The 16,039-nt window shown below is 52.8% G+C and carries 16 protein-coding genes; 7 read left to right on the top strand and 9 right to left on the bottom strand.

The genetic code is table 11. The features are described 5' to 3' along the window. Window positions 1-58: 58 nt before the first annotated feature. From M3223_RS06760 to M3223_RS06780, 5 genes are read left to right on the top strand one after another with little or no spacing between them, the layout of a single operon-like run. Window positions 59-715 carry a GDSL-type esterase/lipase family protein gene (locus M3223_RS06760; protein WP_251560340.1) on the top strand — a complete coding sequence of 219 codons (657 nt, stop codon included), beginning with the start codon at window positions 59-61 and terminating at the stop codon, window positions 713-715. Between the two features lie 35 nt (window positions 716-750). After that, window positions 751-2,157 (top strand): MBOAT family O-acyltransferase, encoded by a 1,407-nt coding sequence (locus M3223_RS06765; protein ID WP_251560342.1) that lies wholly within the window; start codon window positions 751-753, stop codon window positions 2,155-2,157. A 16-nt stretch (window positions 2,158-2,173) separates the two neighbouring features. Then, a complete protein-coding gene (locus tag M3223_RS06770) occupies window positions 2,174-3,319 on the top strand; it encodes a DHHW family protein (protein ID WP_251560344.1) in 1,146 nt (381 codons plus the stop codon). Next, window positions 3,316-3,789 carry a DUF4358 domain-containing protein gene (locus tag M3223_RS06775; RefSeq protein ID WP_251560346.1) on the top strand — a complete coding sequence of 158 codons (474 nt, stop codon included), beginning with the start codon at window positions 3,316-3,318 and terminating at the stop codon, window positions 3,787-3,789. The genes M3223_RS06770 and M3223_RS06775 overlap by 4 nt, the downstream gene beginning before the upstream one ends. Before the next feature lie 33 nt (window positions 3,790-3,822). Continuing rightward, window positions 3,823-4,569 (top strand): N-acetylmuramoyl-L-alanine amidase family protein, encoded by a 747-nt coding sequence (locus M3223_RS06780; RefSeq protein ID WP_251560348.1) that lies wholly within the window; start codon window positions 3,823-3,825, stop codon window positions 4,567-4,569. 54 nt (window positions 4,570-4,623) lie between these two features. On the opposite strand, the gene M3223_RS06785 is transcribed toward M3223_RS06780, so the two are convergent. The 4 genes from M3223_RS06785 to M3223_RS06800 form a co-directional block, all read right to left on the bottom strand. Next, window positions 4,624-5,097, bottom strand: coding sequence for a hypothetical protein (locus M3223_RS06785; protein ID WP_251560350.1), 474 nt, complete (start codon window positions 5,095-5,097; stop codon window positions 4,624-4,626). A 318-nt stretch (window positions 5,098-5,415) separates the two neighbouring features. Next, a complete protein-coding gene (locus M3223_RS06790) occupies window positions 5,416-6,189 on the bottom strand; it encodes a DeoR/GlpR family DNA-binding transcription regulator (RefSeq protein WP_251560352.1) in 774 nt (257 codons plus the stop codon). Window positions 6,190-6,339: 150 nt separating this feature from the next. Continuing rightward, window positions 6,340-7,122 carry an arylamine N-acetyltransferase family protein gene (locus tag M3223_RS06795; protein ID WP_251560355.1) on the bottom strand — a complete coding sequence of 261 codons (783 nt, stop codon included), beginning with the start codon at window positions 7,120-7,122 and terminating at the stop codon, window positions 6,340-6,342. Further along, window positions 7,119-8,093 (bottom strand): DMT family transporter, encoded by a 975-nt coding sequence (locus M3223_RS06800; protein WP_251560357.1) that lies wholly within the window; start codon window positions 8,091-8,093, stop codon window positions 7,119-7,121. The genes M3223_RS06795 and M3223_RS06800 overlap by 4 nt, the downstream gene beginning before the upstream one ends. 154 nt (window positions 8,094-8,247) lie before the next feature. Here M3223_RS06800 and M3223_RS06805 point away from each other — a divergent pair, with 154 nt between their 5' ends. Next, on the top strand, window positions 8,248-9,582 hold the full coding sequence (locus M3223_RS06805; protein WP_251560359.1) for a PLP-dependent aminotransferase family protein: 1,335 nt from the start codon (window positions 8,248-8,250) through the stop codon (window positions 9,580-9,582). A gap of 119 nt (window positions 9,583-9,701) precedes the next feature. Further along, window positions 9,702-10,589: an AraC family transcriptional regulator gene (locus tag M3223_RS06810; protein WP_251560361.1), complete on the top strand. Its 888-nt coding sequence runs from the start codon at window positions 9,702-9,704 to the stop codon at window positions 10,587-10,589. Between the two features lie 79 nt (window positions 10,590-10,668). On the opposite strand, the gene M3223_RS06815 is transcribed toward M3223_RS06810, so the two are convergent. From M3223_RS06815 to M3223_RS06835, 5 genes are all read right to left on the bottom strand, one after another. After that, a complete protein-coding gene (locus M3223_RS06815; protein WP_251560363.1) occupies window positions 10,669-12,060 on the bottom strand; it encodes an aldehyde dehydrogenase in 1,392 nt (463 codons plus the stop codon). Continuing rightward, window positions 12,057-12,401 carry an ArsR/SmtB family transcription factor gene (locus M3223_RS06820; RefSeq protein ID WP_251560364.1) on the bottom strand — a complete coding sequence of 115 codons (345 nt, stop codon included), beginning with the start codon at window positions 12,399-12,401 and terminating at the stop codon, window positions 12,057-12,059. The genes M3223_RS06815 and M3223_RS06820 overlap by 4 nt, the downstream gene beginning before the upstream one ends. Window positions 12,402-12,732: 331 nt before the next feature. Then, entirely contained in the window at window positions 12,733-13,788 is a 1,056-nt protein-coding gene (locus M3223_RS06825) for a M42 family metallopeptidase (RefSeq protein WP_435367994.1), read from the bottom strand. A gap of 183 nt (window positions 13,789-13,971) precedes the next feature. Further along, window positions 13,972-14,985 (bottom strand): FecCD family ABC transporter permease, encoded by a 1,014-nt coding sequence (locus tag M3223_RS06830; RefSeq protein ID WP_251560368.1) that lies wholly within the window; start codon window positions 14,983-14,985, stop codon window positions 13,972-13,974. Then, window positions 14,985-16,001, bottom strand: a complete 1,017-nt coding sequence (locus tag M3223_RS06835; RefSeq protein ID WP_251560370.1) for a FecCD family ABC transporter permease — start codon at window positions 15,999-16,001, stop codon at window positions 14,985-14,987. Before M3223_RS06835 ends, M3223_RS06830 begins: the two co-directional genes overlap by 1 nt. Window positions 16,002-16,039 lie beyond the last annotated feature (38 nt).

Here is a 16,039-nt window from a genome sequence, read left to right on the forward strand (position 1 = left end):
GGTCTATATATCTCCTCTGTAATATTCAAGGTGAGGAAACGAGAGGAGAGAAAAAAAGATGAAAAAAAATACGGGGTTTGGAATGCTGCTCATCGCAATCGTGCTGCTGTTGGCCGCTTGCGGAAATCAAACAAATGACGGAGGGGCTGCAGCTACTCCGGAACCGAAGCCGACAGCTGTAAATTACAAGGAACTTTACCGGACAAGTGTATTTTTCGGCGATTCCATTACGGAAGGCCTGTCCTATCATGATGTATTAAACAAGGAAAACGTGCTGGCTGGCGCGGGAAAAACAGCCGAATTCGCATTAATGGAAGATGACGTTGCCAAGTTGGCGGACCGCAAGCCCGAGCACGTATTTATTCAATTAGGTTCAACGGATATTTTGTGGCCTACCGAAAATCCGAAGGAATATTCGATGAAGCAATATGCAAAGCTTATCGACGCCATCAAGGCCAAGCTGCCGGATGCGGCCATCACGCTGTTGTCTGTGACGCCGGTGACGGCTGAAGCGGAGAAGCTTGAACCGCGTTACGCCAACATTGCGGATTACAACGAAGGGCTTAAGGCGCTTGCCGCGGAAAAGCAGGCGAAGTATATCGATCTGACCGCTCTCGTTGCCGAGCACACTGATCTGTACGACACCGACGGCATTCATTTTCAGGCTGCGTTTTATCCTTTTCTGCTCGAATATTTGAGTAAAGAGTCCAAGTGAATGCCGCCAATCGGGGAGGGAGGAGGGAATAAGCTTTGGTTTTTAGCAGCCTGATTTTCCTGTTTCAATTTTTGCCGACTGTCCTGCTTGTTTATTACCTAGCGCCCAAACGGCTGCGGAACGCCGTTCTGCTAGTCGCAAGTGTTGTTTTCTACTCTTGGGGAGAACCAATCTATATCTTCTTGATGATTTTTGCAGGCGTTTTTGATTATGTGAACGGGCTTCTAATTCACCGTTTCAGGCATCAAAAACAAATAGCCAGGCTGGTTTTCATTATTTCTTTGGTTGGCAATTTAGGACTTCTCGGCTTTTTCAAATACGCCGGGTTCCTTGCCGACAATCTGAATCAATGGTTTTCTCTGAGCCTGCAGGCGACTGACCTTCCGTTGCCGATTGGCCTGTCCTTTTATACGTTCCAATCATTGTCCTATATCATTGATGTCTACCGCGGAAAAATGGAGCCGCAGCGGAACTTACTCACCTTCGGAACCTATGTGATGATGTTTCCTCAGCTCGTAGCCGGGCCAATCGTCAAATATTCAGACATTGCACGGCAAATGATTTCGCGAACCGTAACGCTGCATCGCTTCGGTCAAGGAGCGGTCTTATTCATTCGCGGCTTGGCAAAAAAGGTGCTGCTGGCCAACAATCTCGGTCTGTTATGGACAAGCGTAAAAGCGACGCCTGCGGACGAGATGACCGTGCTGGGCGCCTGGCTCGGCATCGCCGCGTTCACGCTGCAAATTTACTTCGACTTTAGCGGTTACTCGGACATGGCGCGCGGTTTGGCCAAAATGTTAGGGTTCCATATGAAAATTAATTTTAATTACCCGTACATTTCCCGCAGTGTAACGGAGTTCTGGCGGCGCTGGCATATGTCGCTCGGTTCCTGGTTCCGCGAATACGTCTATATTCCGCTTGGCGGCAATCGGGCGGGGATGAGCAATCAGCTCCGAAATTTGTTCATTGTCTGGTTTTTAACCGGCTTATGGCATGGGGCAAGCTGGAATTTTGTTATTTGGGGATTGTATTTCGGATTGCTTGTGACGCTTGAGAAGCTGTTTCTGCTGAAATGGCTGAAGCGTTTGCCGCGACCTGCAGCTCACCTGTATTTGCTTTTAGCTGTCGCTGTCGGCTGGGTGTTTTTTGAATTCGAGCGGATGGAAGCAGCTTGGACGTTCATCGGCAGTATGGCCGGTTTCGCTGCGAATGGATGGGTGAACGGCGTTGCGCTTTATGATCTGTCGACATACGGCCTCGTGCTGGCGCTGTCGGCCCTGTGCGCTACACCGCTCCCTCGCAAATGGCTATTGCGGTTTACCTACAAGCACCGCCTCATAGGCGCGGCTGCCGTTCCGGCTCTTTACTTCATTGCTCTAGTTATAGCAACGGCTTACCTGGTCGCGCAAACCTACAATCCATTTTTATATTTCCGATTCTGAGGGGGAAGAAACGACGATGAGACGTTTGGTTAAATCAAATTCCCTTATCGGATTGCTGCTGCTATTTTATATCGGCGGGATAAGTTTGGCGAACATGCTGACGCCGGATAAATCCTTTTCGGATACGGAGAATAGGGTACTGGAAAAACGGCCTGACTTTTCGCTGCGAGCGCTGACCTCGGGGCAATTCACTTCCGATTACGAACGTTATGCGACGGACCAGATCGCTTTCCGAAACGTCTGGGCGGGAATGAAAACCGACGCAGACCGCGCCATTGGAAAAAAAGAAAGCAATGGCGTTTTTCTGGGCAAGGACGGCCAGCTGATGGAGCGTTATACGTCTCCGCCAGATGCCGAGCTGGAGGAACGGGTGGAGGCGATTCGGAGCTTTGACCAAGCGACGCCTGGTCTTCGCAAAGTGGTCATGCTCGTGCCAACCGCCGCCGCGCTGTTTCCCGAGAAGCTGCCGGCATACGCTCCCGTCGGCGACCAGCTGGCCGATCTGAAGCGGATCGGCGGGCTGCTGCCGCCAGATATCCAGGTTGCCGATGCTTACTCCGCATTAGCTGCCGAGCGGGATAAGCCTCTCTTTTATAAAACCGACCATCACTGGACTACAAAGGGCGCTTATTACGCCTACCGGGAGCTTGGCAGCAAGCTGGGATTCGTTCCGCAGGAAGAAAGCTCGTTCCGCATCGATGTGGCAACGGACGAGTTCTATGGGTCGCTGTATTCCAAAAGCGGGTTCCGCCGCCTTCAACCGGACCATATTCAGCTTTATGTACCAAAACAGGAAAGCCCGTTGAAGGTTTCGTATGAGGAGGAAGGCCGACTGACGGACTCCTTGTATGAAAAGGAAAAGCTCGATGAGAAGGACAAATACGCTGTCTTTTTGGGCGGCAATGAGGCTTTAGTTCGAATCGTGACAGAAGGACCGCCAGAGAAAAAGCTGCTGATTGTAAAGGATTCATTCGCCAACAGCCTGATTCCATTTTTGACGAAGCATTATGGCGAAATCGACGTTGTTGATCTTCGTTATTTTACCGGTTCGCTTCCGGACCTTGCACGAGAGCGCGGATATCAAGACATGTTGATCCTGTATAATATCAAAACCTTTTTTGAAGACCCGTCTATTTTGAATGTATCGGAGGAATCGCCATGATAAAACGAGGCAGTCTCATGTTTGCAATGGCCTTGGTCATCGCACTTTTAAGCGCCTGCTCCGACGATGGCGGGACAGGCAAAGTTCCGACTGTTGCCGGTCTCAAGGACCGTATGGAGCAAGCGGCGGATTTAAGCGGAATGAAGCAGCAGGATGCGGATAAGCTGCAGAAGTTATATGGCATAACAGCTGACGAAATAGAGGATTTTGTTCTGTACACATCGACCTCAAATGTGAAAGCGGACGAGCTGGCTATCATCAAGGTCAAAGATGCAAGCAAAACCGCAAGCGTGATGGAACGGATTCAGCAAAGAATTAAGGCGCAAACCGTTAAATTTAAAGATTACCGGCCCAAAGAATACTATCTGATTGAAAAACATGTGCTCCTATCGAAAGGGCCGCTTGTATTCTTTGCGGTTTCGGAGAATGCAGGCCGAATGGATGAAGCATTTAACGCTGCATGGAAATAGGCGTGTGCAACATGAAACGGTTAAGGAGGAGTTATGGGCAGGAATAGAATACGGAAACGCGGCAAATCAATCAATCGTGCATCTGCTCTGGTGCTGTTATTGCTCTCCATTATCATGATCTTCCTCATTGTTCAAAATAACTTCTCTATCAATGATCTCACGTCTCCCGTAGTTCCCCTGCATAAATCCAATTCGGGAGCTCCGGTGAAATTCAGAATCGTCATTGATGCGGGACATGGCGGCAAAGATCCGGGAGCAACGGGAGCAAGCGGAGCTTATGAAAAAGATTCCAATCTGTCTTTAGCTTTTCGAGTCAATGAACTGCTGGGGCAGGACCCGATGTTCGAAACAAAAATGACCCGGACGGATGATCAGTTTATTGAGCTGGTGGATCGGTCCAAGCTGGCAAACGAATGGAAGGCAGATGCCATTATATCTCTTCACGGCAATACGTACGAGGATCAAGAGGTTTCCGGAACCGAGACCTTGTATGAACAGGAACATAGCATAGCTCTTGCTACAGCGCTGCAGAATCAGGTTTCAAAGGCATTGGGAACCCGGAACCGCGGCGTAAAGCAGGATGAGTATATTATTTTGACAACGGCAGAGGTGCCGGCTGTTATCGTGGAATCGGGATATTTAACGAATCCGGATGAGGAAGAAATGCTGTTAAGCAGCCAGGGGCAGCAAACGGTCGCCGACGCCATTCATAAAGCGCTGAAGAAGTTTTATAAAGGAAAACAGCCCTTTCATTTAACCGTGCCTTCGGAATCGCCATGAATGCGCGGGTAAATTGCTGCATCCATAAACGTTGTCCCGTTTAGTGTTGGCAAACTAACGTGACGCGTCCAAAATTATTAACTGCGTTCTACTGGTAGATAAATTGTAGGTTAATTGCAATGGTAAAATAATATTACTAATACTAGGAAGCGGTCTGGAACTCAAAGAAACACAATTTAATCTAAATTTAGCCAACGTTAAAAAGAAAGGGGAATAATAGGACTGAGTGGATTGAATCACCTCATTTGGCACAATCGGTAACTCAAAATGCTGAAAACCATCCCGGGCAGCCAAAATATCAGTAGGGGTTGGAAAAGGACGACGTGTACCAACGGAACTGACCCACTTTAATTCATAACTCGAATTGTTAATGATGTCAAATCCTTGATAATCTACTATGCCGCTCATACCCTCGTTCTGAGAGTTAAGGCTATCCATAGACGGGAAGCATTGAACAATGAGAACGAGAAGAATAAATATAACCAATATAAAACTCATGTTGCTTTTTTGGCAATTGTTAATATTCATTTTAATTACTCCTTTCAGCTTCAATTACGAGGTTTTTCTAATATCGATCCCTCAAGCTCACCTTATATCAAACACTATATGCGTAATAAAAGACTAAGCTTGGACTCTAAAGTAAAAAGCGAAGTGTTTTTCGGAAGAACAGGCTTTTGGATCGTCTAAACGGAGTTATACAGAAAAAGTGGGGGAAAGAGGAAATTATTTAAATACAGGTACAGAATCAAACAGCAGTATAAGTAGTCCCTCCGCGCCAAAAAGCCCTTGCAGTTTGCAAGAGCTTTTTGGCGCGGAGGAAGCAAACGAAGATCGAGCGTCAGTTGCTCAAGGAACGATGACGTTGATTCCTTGGCCGCGGATCTCATCGACAATTTTGCGGGGAGTAGCGCTGTCCGTGATTATCGTATGGATTTCATTCGCGGCGGCAAAGGTGGAAATCGAGTTCCTGCCGATTTTGCTATGGTCGAGCAGCGCGACGATGCGCGTGGAAGCAGCGGCCATTTCTTTTTTGAGCTCAACCTCGTACACGTTGAAGTCAGTCAGCCCTTCCTCGGCTGTGAAGCCGCTGGCAGAGGTGAACATCGTGTCTACATTAATTTTCTCCAAAATGGTTTTGCCAAGCGTGCCTTCCAGCGCGCTGCTGCCTACACGAAGCACGCCGCCGATCAGAATGACGGTTAAGCCGGGATTTTCACTCAGCTCCAGCGCCGTGTACATTCCATTTGTTATAACGGTAAGCCGCACTTTCATCTTTTTGAGTCCACGCGCCATCTCCAGCACGGTGGAGCTTCCGTCCAGCACGATGCATTGGCCGTCCTCTACGAACTCCAGCGCGCTCTGGCCGATAGCCGATTTCTCGTCATGATTTTTCTTTTCCCGGACGGAGAAATTATGCTCATTGCGCGGCTCCTCCTGCAAAATAACGCCGCCATGGGTGCGTTGGATCAATCCGTCCTTGTCCATCAGGCGCAGATCGGAGCGGAGTGTAACTTCGGATACACCGAGCAGCTCCGACAGCTCTTTCACTGTCGCCCGTTTCTGCTGAAACAGGTAGTCTAGAATTTTGTTTCGGCGCTCCGCTGCCAAAAAAGAAGCCAAAGTCTCATCCCCCGAAAAAGTTATGGAAGCATTTAAATACCATCCCATGCATAATCCTGTATAAAATTGAAAAGAAATTTAATCAAAAAATAAATATACGAAAGTATAATAAAATTATAGTTAACGGGGAGAGACTTTGTCAACCTGGGTTTATAAACCGAAAAGGCGGAGTTTTTCGGCGTATTCTGTTTCGTTTATGGCTGTTTTAGTCATTTGGCCGTCCACCCATTGCGTGAATGTCTGCGGGCTCAGCGATATGCTTCCGTTTTTAGTAAGCTTGGCTGCAAGCGGCTTTTTGTTAAACGGAGATTTCGGATGCCGTTCGATCATTTCCTGCACCTCGCGCGGTTCGTCCAAGCTGGTCAATGCGAGCGTGGAATCGAACGCATAACCGAGCCGCCAGTTATCGTCTTTACCGCTTAACATCATTTCGTATACATAGTCGCCGTAAGGAGTCTCCTCCTGTCGGATTCGAAACCGCCCGTTTCGGGATTCCTCCGCCTCGCCGGTAAGCGGCAGCGCGCGCAGAGCGTGATTAATGCCAAACCCCGTATCGACCAAATAACGTTTGCCCTGCTCGGTTAACAGAACGGCGATGTGCGTCCTTCCTGAGTCCGGCCATTGCTGCAGCTCGTGATTATACACAATGCCTCTCGTCATACGGACATCAAAGCCGTTATCGGCCAGAAAAAGATAGAGCAGCGAATTCAGCTCGTAGCATAATCCGCCTTCCTTGCGGATCAGCAGTTTATCCGTTAACGACTCGTCATTCATCGGGATAGAGGATCCAGAGATTACGCGCAGATTTTCAAACGGGAAGGCAAGCGCTGCCGCTTCGAGTAATGAAGGGAGCTGCGAAAACTCCAGCTTGCCTGTCTCCGACCAGCCGATCCGTTCCCGAAACAGTTGGTTCAATTGGTGTCTATTTGTCATAGTGATTCAGCACCTTTCGCTTCAGTATTAATTGTAGAATCGTTTCTTTTTTTCATGGCAGCTGATCTGCGGCCGAATACCGCCGTCCCGACTGCCCCGGCAATAATAAGCACAGAACCGATAAGCGATGCAGCTGTCATGGACTCGCCAAGCAGAACCATGCCTGCAGCGATTGAAACGACCGTCGACAAATTAGAAAAGACGCTAGTAATGGAAGCGGAAATGCGGGACAGAGCATAGATCGATGTGAGCGACGTAACCAGCGACGCCAAAATGCCGAGATACAGAATGTCGAGTATAAATGAATTATTCGACAGCGGAGCTGCCAGCTGCTCCAGAGTGCCGGAGAGCGCGTGGCGGGCGACGGCCCAGCCGATAAAGCTCACAAACCCGATACCCTGCAGCAAAAACAGAATTTCAGCTGTTGTGAAGCTGCGCAGCAGCGAACGTGTCAGCACGCTGTAAAAGGAAATCGCCAAGGTGGACAATAACAGCAGAACAATACCCGTTGCTCCGCCCGTCATGCCGTCCCCGGATTGAAAGGCAAAAATGCTGACGACGCCGGACACGGATACCAGAATGAATAGCTTCTGCAGCGGAGTCGTTCCTTCCTTCAAGATAAGGGAGGCAAGAATTGTGGTCACAATCGGGCCGAGCGAAAATAACATGCCAGCCTCCGACGAGGTGGAAAGACGCAGCCCAAACGTTTGAAACAGGAAAAAACCGAGCGGGTATGCCGTGGCCAGCAGCAAAAGCTTGCCAACCGGCTTTCCAAGGTAGTTTAGCTTCAGCCAGCCTAGCGCCGCCGGAATGCATAACAGCCCAAAGGAAACTGCAAACCGGTAAGCCAGCGTATCCAATGGAGAAGCGTATTCCAGCGCCATTTTGGCAAACAGGAAGGAAAGACCGACAATTAGAGCATGCAGAATGGTTGCGGCGTATGCAAGCCATGGAATTATGGGAGATTTCATCTGACGTTCCTTCTTTCCGGTTATATGATTCTGTTTCCAGATTAAGGGGATATGAGCAAAACGAACAGAATGAAATCGGAGAACTGTACCGGTACAGTTAATGGCAGCATGCGGGTATAATGGAGAAAACAGGCTGAATCGGAGTGTGTAAGGGATGAGCAAATACGGGGAAATCCTCGCCGGCTTGGAACGGCAGCTGGCTGACGGGGCCATCCGTCCAGGGGAGAAGCTGCCTTCAGTACGAAACGCTGCGATGCAGCAGGGCTGCAGCGTCAGCACGGTGCTGCGCGCCTATTCCGAGCTGGAAAAAAGACATTTAATCTATTCGATTCCGCAGAGCGGATATTTTGCGGTCGGCCGTACCGGGAACGGACAGGCAGGTGAGAGCTCGCTGATCGACTTTTCATCTGTGCTGCCGGATACGGAGCTGTTTCCGTACCGGGATTTTCAGCACTGCCTGAACAAAGCGATTGATACCTACCAGCACGAGCTGTTTCAATACGGATCGGTTCGCGGGCTGGACTCGCTTAGACGGACGCTTGTTTCCCATTTGGCAGGGGACGGAGTGTATGCTTCGCCGGATTCAATCTTTGTAACGGCAGGGGTGAAGCCAGTGCTCGACCTGCTGGCGCGGATGCCTTTTCCTAATGGCAAAAACGCCGTTATTGTGGAGCAGCCGACCTTTGACCTTTACTTGAGATTTTTGGAGGCGGAGGGAATTCCGGTACGGGGGGTGCCGCGCGGCGAGTCGGGGCTTGATCTGGCGGAGCTGGAGAAGCAATTTAAACGAGGCGACGTCAAGCTGTTTTACACGATGTCACGGTATCATAATCCGCTTGGGACTTCGCTAAATGATGAGCAGAAACGTAAAATAGCCAAGCTGGCGGCCAAATACGACGTGTACGTTGCGGAAGACGACTACATGGCGGATCTCGGCGAGGCGCGCGGCTTCAAGCCGATTCATGGGTTTGACCGGACGAGGGTCATTTATTTAAAAAGCTTTTCCAAATCGATTTTCCCCGGCCTGCGTATTGGGCTCGCCGTGCTGCCGGAGCAGCTGGAGGCGATCTTTCTGGAGCGGCTTGCCTATTCCAGCTGCTCGCTGCTGTCTCAGGCCGCGCTTGATATTTATATGCGAAGCGGGATGTACGACCGGCATAAAAGCCGGATCGGCAGCCGTTACGCGGCGCGGATGAACGATATGAACGAAGCGGTCAAAGCCATTCATCAGTCCGGCGAGCTGCGGCTGCCAAGCAGCGGGTCAGGCATCTATATTGCGCTGCGGCTGCCGCAGGCAGTCAATCTGGACCGGCTGGAGGCGCGGCTGGCAGCTCAAGGAATCAAAGTCCGGACAGGCCCCGACTTTTATTTGGCGGGCTGGCTGGAGCGGGACAAGTTTTTGCGGCTCAGCATATCCCGCACCGGAACGGAGCAGATTCAGAACGGCGTACGAAGGATCGCCGAAGCGGCTGCGGTTAGGGATATGTAGCTGCGTATGAACGATGGATTCGATTAAGCACTGCGACCCGACCAAACCGGAACCTGTGCGGTCGGATTGGGCGGCGCTCATAATGATAAGCTGAGCTTGTGAAAGGTGGCTGAGGAAAGATGCTGGAGGCTTGGAACAGAGCTTTGGATTATATTGAGGCTCATTTGGCGGAGGAACGGCTGGATGTCGGGCAGGCGGCTCGGATTGCCGTATGCTCGGAGCATCATTTTAAGCGCATGTTCTCCTATCTGTCCGGTATTCCGCTTTCGGAGTACATCAGGCGGAGAAAGCTCACGCGGGCAGCAGAGGAGCTGCAGCAGGAGAACTCCAGAATTATTGATATCGCGCTGAAATACGGCTATACCTCGCCAGATGCGTTTACCCGCGCGTTTCAGAGCCTGCATGGTGTTACGCCGAGCGAGGCCAGAGAAGGGCATGTTCAGCTTCTGCATTTTCCGAGGATGACCTTTCAACTCAGCTTGAGGGGCGGTATGGAAATGAACGTAAAAATAGTCGATAAAGGCGTTTTTCGCATCGTAGGCATCGGACGCCGCGTGCCGATTCAGTTTGAAGGAGTTAATCCGGCAATCCAAGCGATGTGGGAAAGTCTGGATATGGCAAGAATTTTGCAGATCAAAAGTTTATCCGACGGAGAGCCATCCGGCTTTGTAAGCGCTTCGGTGAACTTCTCCGAGGGCCGTATGGAGGAGAGAGGGGAGCTGGACCATTACATCGGCGCAGCTACAACGAAGGAGACGCCGGAAGGCATGGATGCCCTGGAGGTAGCCGCTTCGCGCTGGGCCGTATTCGAGGCCGTTGGCAAGTTTCCTGATGCGCTGCAAAACGTATGGGGGCGAATCTATTCCGAGTGGTTTCCGTCCTCCGGCTGGGAGCTTGCCGAGGGCCCGGAGCTGTTATGGAATGAATCGCCGGACACGAGCAAGCCCGATTACCGCAGCGAGATTTGGATCCCGGTTGTGCCGGCGGCGCATAGAAGCGGAGTTTAGCCGATAAGCAACTAACCCCGGTGCCGTTGGCTGCGGGGTTAGTTGTTGTATTCAAGCGGAACGCGCAGGCTGGCGGCGATTAGCCAAGGAATTTTTTGATGATTTTCATTTTATCGGCGGTGTACGGCGGGAACATGAAGCTATTGTTCAGCTTGAAGCTGCGGATGACCACACTTTTGCGATGCGAGAACAGCTCGTAGCTGTGGCGGCCGTGGTAGGCGCCAACTCCGGATTGGCCAACGCCGCCAAACGGCAGGTTGGAATTGACCAGATGGGCCAGCGTATCGTTGACGGAGCCGCCGCCGAAGGAGCAGCTTTCCAGCACTTTGTCCGTCACGTCCTTGTTCTCCGTGAACAAATACAGGGCGAGCGGCTTCGGCCGGCTGTTGACCAGCCGGATCGCCTCGTCCACGCTGTCCACCCCGATAATCGGCAGCAGCGGACCGAACAGCTCCTCTTCCATCGCCGCCGAGGAGCGGAAGTCCGAGTCAAGCAGCGTTGGCTCAACGTAAAGCGACTCCCGGTCGGTTTTGCCGCCGAATACGATCTGCGACTGATCCCGCTGTAAAATATCGGCCAGCCGGTCGAATTGGCGTTCATTGACGATCCGGCCGTACTCCGCAGTGGACGGGTCCTCGCCGTAAAAGGCGGTAATCGTTTCGCCCAGCTGCCGGATCAGATCAGCTTTGACGCTATTTTCGACGAGCACGTAATCGGGGGCAACGCAGGTTTGGCCGGCATTGATCAGCTTGCCCCAGATCATGCGCTGCGCCGTCACCTTTAGGTCGGCCGAACGCTCCACGATTGCAGGGCTTTTGCCGCCGAGCTCCAGCGTGACGGGAACGAGATTTTTGGCCGCTGCAGCCATAACGATTTTGCCGACTGCCGGGCTGCCGGTAAAAAAGATGTAATCGAAGGCTGATTCGATCAGCGCCGACGTTGTTTCCTTTTCTCCCTCGACGACGCGGATATATCCGGGCTCAAACGTATCGGCAATCATCTCCTTGACGACAGTCGACACATGAGGCGTATTTTCAGAGGGCTTCAGCACGGTGCAGTTGCCCGCAGCAATCGCGCCGACAAGCGGCTCAACAAGCAGATGGAACGGATAGTTAAACGGTCCGATAATTAACACCGTGCCGTAGGGCTCGCGGTAAACACGGCTTTTGGCTGGCCAATGGTACAGTGGAGAACGAACCCGTTCCGGCTTCGACCAGCGGCGCAGCTTATTGGCGGCCTCTTTAATGTTGCCCAGCGTGAAGCCGATCTCGGTCATATAGGCCTCGTTAGGGGCTTTGTGCAGATCCTTGTATACCGCTTCCAGAAGCGGCTTTTCGAACTTGCGGATTGCTTCCGCCAGCCGATTCAGCTGCGTGATGCGGAAATCGATGGAACGGGTGCGGCCGGTGTCAAAATAACGTTTGTGCTCGGCAAGCAGCGTGTCGACATCAGAATGGGTGAGCGGAATCATAGCCTAGCCTCCTTAGCGGGGATCGTGGTATCGAATTTCGGCAGACACTCTTCTTCTACAACGGAAATAAGCTCGCGCAGCATCGTAACCGAGGCCTCCAGGCTCAGCGAATAATGCCGCTGCGTGCCCTGCTGCTCGCAGGACACCAAACCTGCCTGCAGCAGCAGCTTAAGATGATGAGACACAGCAGGACGGCTCAAGCTTAACTTGGAGGTCAGTTCATTTACCGGGAGCGGACCGTTCTCATGCAGCAGCAGCAGTATGTCCTGACGATTGGGGTCGGACAGCGTCTGGAATACCGGCAGGCATTCCCGGAACAGCTTTAAAGCCAGCTTTCCCATACGCCCCTCCTTCGTTGAAAGGTTTAAAAATTTAAACCCTTTAATATGGATTCGATTATACCGAATCCATGATGCATATGCAAAACCCCGCCTCCGGGCTCGGAGGCGGGGTTTTCAGTTTAACTGACTGGTGCAACAAGCAGCGAAGCCAAGGGCCGCGCCCGGAGAAGCATCAGCGTTCGCCTTTGACGTCGGATATCAACCGCTATGGCGGTAATTATTCAGGGATATCCGAGGTCAACAGCGATCGGAGGGGCGGCCTTTGGCGCAGCGGGTGCTGTTCACCAGCTATCAGTAAGCTCGGCGAAGCCAAGCCGAGCCCGGAGCACCATCATCCCCTAATTAAAGCCTCAACCGTATCGCGGTCCAGCTTGCGCACCAAAGCGGTCAGCAGCGTTGCGGCCTGGTCAAAATCACTGCGCGACATGACGGCGTTATGGCTATGGATATAACGGGTTGCAAAGCCGACGGACAGTGTCGGGCAGCCGATGCCGCTCACATGGATTTTGCCGCCGTCCGTGCCGCCGCCGGTAATGGCGTCGAACTGGACTTTAATGCCGAGCTCCTCGGCCGTGTCTACGGCCAGGCGGCGCAGGCCTGTATGCGAAATCATCGTTGCATCCATCAGCAGAATAAGCGGACCGTCTCCGACGTTGCAGCTCATGGAGCCGGATTCGCTGCCCGGCGTGTCGTAGGCGATGCCCACATCAAGCACAAAGGCGATATCTGGCTGCACGAGATTGGCCGCCGTGCCAGCGCCGCGCAAACCGACCTCTTCCTGTACGGTAGCTCCGGCGTACACTACGTTGGGATGGTTTCCATCCTGTAAACGGTTGAGCACCTCAACCGCCAGCGAGCAGCCGGCGCGGTTGTCGAGCGCTTTGCCGGCCCACAGCTCGCCGCCGCGCATCGTGAAAAACTCGCTAACTGGCGCAACCCAATCGCCGGGACGTACGCCCATCTCGCGGGCATCCTCTTCACTTTTGGCGCCGATATCGATATACAAATCCTTTAGCTTGAGCACCTTGTTCCGCTCATCCGGCGTCAGCACATGGGGCGCTTTGGAGCCGATAAGCCCCATATGATCGCCGCCGCGCGTTTTGACGAGCACGCGATGAGACAGCAGGTTATGCGGCCACCAGCCGCCTAGCTGCGTGAAGCGCAAAAAGCCCTTTGGCGTAATTTGCGTTACCATAAAACCGATTTCGTCCAGATGTCCGGCGAGCATCACCTTTGGCCCGCCTTCCGCGCCGGTTTTTACCCCAAACAGGCTGCCCAGGCGGTCGGTTATAATTTCCCCGCTCAGCGGCTCCAAATAACTTTGCATCAGCTTTCGTACTGCGCCTTCATGCCCCGGAACGCCGTCGCATTCCGTAAGCTGCTTCATTCTCTGCTCCATTAAATCCATAGTGAATGCTCATTCCTTTCGTTAACCTTGCGAAGAAGCCGTTGCCGCTTTTTGCAAACTTGCTTGTAGAGGTTCGCGGCCGATGCCGCAATGTCCTGTTCCTAATATAGCCGTTTATGGGATGAAAAAAAGGCCCTTGCGGGCCTGGCTCCAAAAAAAACTCTATGCCGTCTTTTTGAGCAGCAGATAAACGAAATAGGGAGCGCCGATAAAAGCCGCGACGATGCCGGCAGGAATGCCGCTCGGATCGGCCATATTGCGGCCCAGCGTATCCGCCGTGAGCAGCAGCAAACCGCCGATCAGCATCGCAATCGGAAGCGACAGCTGGTTGCGCGGGCCGACGAGCGCTCTGGCGATATGAGGCGCCATCAAGCCGATAAAGCTGATTCCGCCTGTAACGGCAACGGAGGATGCGGCCAGAGCAACGGCGGCGACCATGAGCCAGATGCGCTCCTTCTGCACCGGCAGGCCGATACCGACGGCGACCGGCTCGCTCAGCTCCAGCATGTTAAGCTGGTTCGCCTTAATGAGCGTGAACGGGATGAGCAGCAGCAGCCATGGCAGCAGCGCCCAGATGTACAGCCAGTCCGTGCCCCAAATGTTCCCGGCGAGCCATTTGGCGATGAAGTCGACTTTATCCCTTTCGGCGACCGAGGTAATTAGGACCGTCATGATGCCGGAGATTGATAACGAGAAGCCAACGCCGACCAGCACAAGCCGGACCGGGTTTAAGCCCTCTCCTTTGCGGTAGGAGAAAAGGTAGATCAGAAACGCGGTCAGCATGGCGCTGAAAAAGGCGACAGCCGTAAGCAGGTAGGCGAAATTGCCGGGCTCAATCGGGCTGTACAGGAAAAAGATCGCCACGCCGAGTCCGGCGCCGGCGTTGATGCCGATAATGCCGGGATCGGCGAGATCGTTGCGCGTGACACGCTGTAAAATCGCGCCGGACAGCGCCAAGCCGATGCCTGCCAGCAGAGTAATAAAGATGCGCGGCAGACGAATCGTAAACAGCACGAATTCTTCTTTACGCGAGCCGTCGCCAAACAATACGGGCAGCAGGCGTTTGTAGCCTAGCGAGGAATATCCCCAGCCGGCGCTTATGAATATCATGGCGATGATAAGCACGAACAGGATGGCAAGCGCGATGCGCTGTTTGCGGATTGCGGCAGGAACCATTAGCGCAGCGCACCTCCTTTACGATTAACGATCCATAGGAAAAAGGGAAGACCGAGCATGGCGACGATAGCGGTAAGCGATGTCTCATAAGGCGCGTTGATGGTGCGGCCCATCGTGTCGGCGATCAGCATAAGCGCCGCGCCGCCCACAGCCGATACCGGCAGGACAAAGCGGTAATCCGGGCCGGTAATCGTGCGAACGACATGGGGAACAAGCAGTCCGACAAAGGCCATGTTGCCAACAAGCGCTACCGAAGAGCCGGCCAGCAGCACAACAACGATGAACAGCATCGTTTTGGCTCTTGCCGTATTTTGGCCAAGACCTGCGGATACCTCTTCGCTCATGCTGAGCACGGTCAGCTGCCGGGACAGCAGCATGGCGGCGATAATGCCGACTGCGATGAACGGAGTAATGACGGACAGCTGCTTCCAGGTGGTGCCGACTACGCCGCCGGCATTCCACATATTCACCTGCTGCGTAATTTTAAAATGCAGCCCGACCGCTTCCGCAGCTGCGAAGAACAGCGCTGAAATGGCCGAGCCCGCCAGCACGATGCGCAGCGGTGAGAATCGGTTCTGCTTGGATGCGCTGACACCAAAAACGAGCAGCGCGGCTACGGCCGCTCCAATGAAACATGCGGCCATAATGCCAAAGTATCCGGCTGCCGGAAAGAAGGCAATGGTCAATGCAAGCATCAGATTGGAGCCGGCCGTAAGCCCTAAAATGCCGGGGTCGGCAAGCGGATTGCGGGTCATTCCCTGCATCGCAGCGCCGGACACGCCAAGCGCGGCTCCAACCGCCATAGCCGCCAGCTCGCGCGGCAGCCGCAGCTCGCGGATCGTTAATACCGCTTTGGCGGAGGAATCGGTGAACAGCGCAAGCCATACATCATTGAATGATGTGTCCGCTGCGCCAAAGGTGAGCGAAATGATAAAGCATAGGCCCAATACGACCAGCGAAGCCGCTAGCTTCAAGCCAAAATATTGTCCGCGACGCCTTGCTGTCGCCTTTTGCATGACATTCATCACCTTATCCGCAATTTAAATAGGGAAAA

This window comes from Paenibacillus pasadenensis, from assembly GCF_023715725.1.
Lineage (GTDB): Bacteria > Bacillota > Bacilli > Paenibacillales > Paenibacillaceae > Paenibacillus_O > Paenibacillus_O pasadenensis_A.

What these genes read in the sequence shown, in the direction of transcription:
- M3223_RS06825 (WP_435367994.1), bottom strand. Translation starts at nt 13,788, where the DNA reads ATGAAGCAGCTTACGGAATGCGACGGCGTTCCGGGGCATGAAGGCGCA.
- M3223_RS06770 (WP_251560344.1), top strand. Translation starts at nt 2,174, where the DNA reads ATGAGACGTTTGGTTAAATCAAATTCCCTTATCGGATTGCTGCTGCTA.
- M3223_RS06805 (WP_251560359.1), top strand. Translation starts at nt 8,248, where the DNA reads ATGAGCAAATACGGGGAAATCCTCGCCGGCTTGGAACGGCAGCTGGCT.
- M3223_RS06795 (WP_251560355.1), bottom strand. Translation starts at nt 7,122, where the DNA reads ATGACAAATAGACACCAATTGAACCAACTGTTTCGGGAACGGATCGGC.
- M3223_RS06785 (WP_251560350.1), bottom strand. Translation starts at nt 5,097, where the DNA reads ATGAATATTAACAATTGCCAAAAAAGCAACATGAGTTTTATATTGGTT.
- M3223_RS06835 (WP_251560370.1), bottom strand. Translation starts at nt 16,001, where the DNA reads ATGCAAAAGGCGACAGCAAGGCGTCGCGGACAATATTTTGGCTTGAAG.
- M3223_RS06830 (WP_251560368.1), bottom strand. Translation starts at nt 14,985, where the DNA reads ATGGTTCCTGCCGCAATCCGCAAACAGCGCATCGCGCTTGCCATCCTG.
- M3223_RS06780 (WP_251560348.1), top strand. Translation starts at nt 3,823, where the DNA reads ATGGGCAGGAATAGAATACGGAAACGCGGCAAATCAATCAATCGTGCA.
- M3223_RS06775 (WP_251560346.1), top strand. Translation starts at nt 3,316, where the DNA reads ATGATAAAACGAGGCAGTCTCATGTTTGCAATGGCCTTGGTCATCGCA.
- M3223_RS06810 (WP_251560361.1), top strand. Translation starts at nt 9,702, where the DNA reads ATGCTGGAGGCTTGGAACAGAGCTTTGGATTATATTGAGGCTCATTTG.
- M3223_RS06760 (WP_251560340.1), top strand. Translation starts at nt 59, where the DNA reads ATGAAAAAAAATACGGGGTTTGGAATGCTGCTCATCGCAATCGTGCTG.
- M3223_RS06815 (WP_251560363.1), bottom strand. Translation starts at nt 12,060, where the DNA reads ATGATTCCGCTCACCCATTCTGATGTCGACACGCTGCTTGCCGAGCAC.
- M3223_RS06800 (WP_251560357.1), bottom strand. Translation starts at nt 8,093, where the DNA reads ATGAAATCTCCCATAATTCCATGGCTTGCATACGCCGCAACCATTCTG.
- M3223_RS06820 (WP_251560364.1), bottom strand. Translation starts at nt 12,401, where the DNA reads ATGGGAAAGCTGGCTTTAAAGCTGTTCCGGGAATGCCTGCCGGTATTC.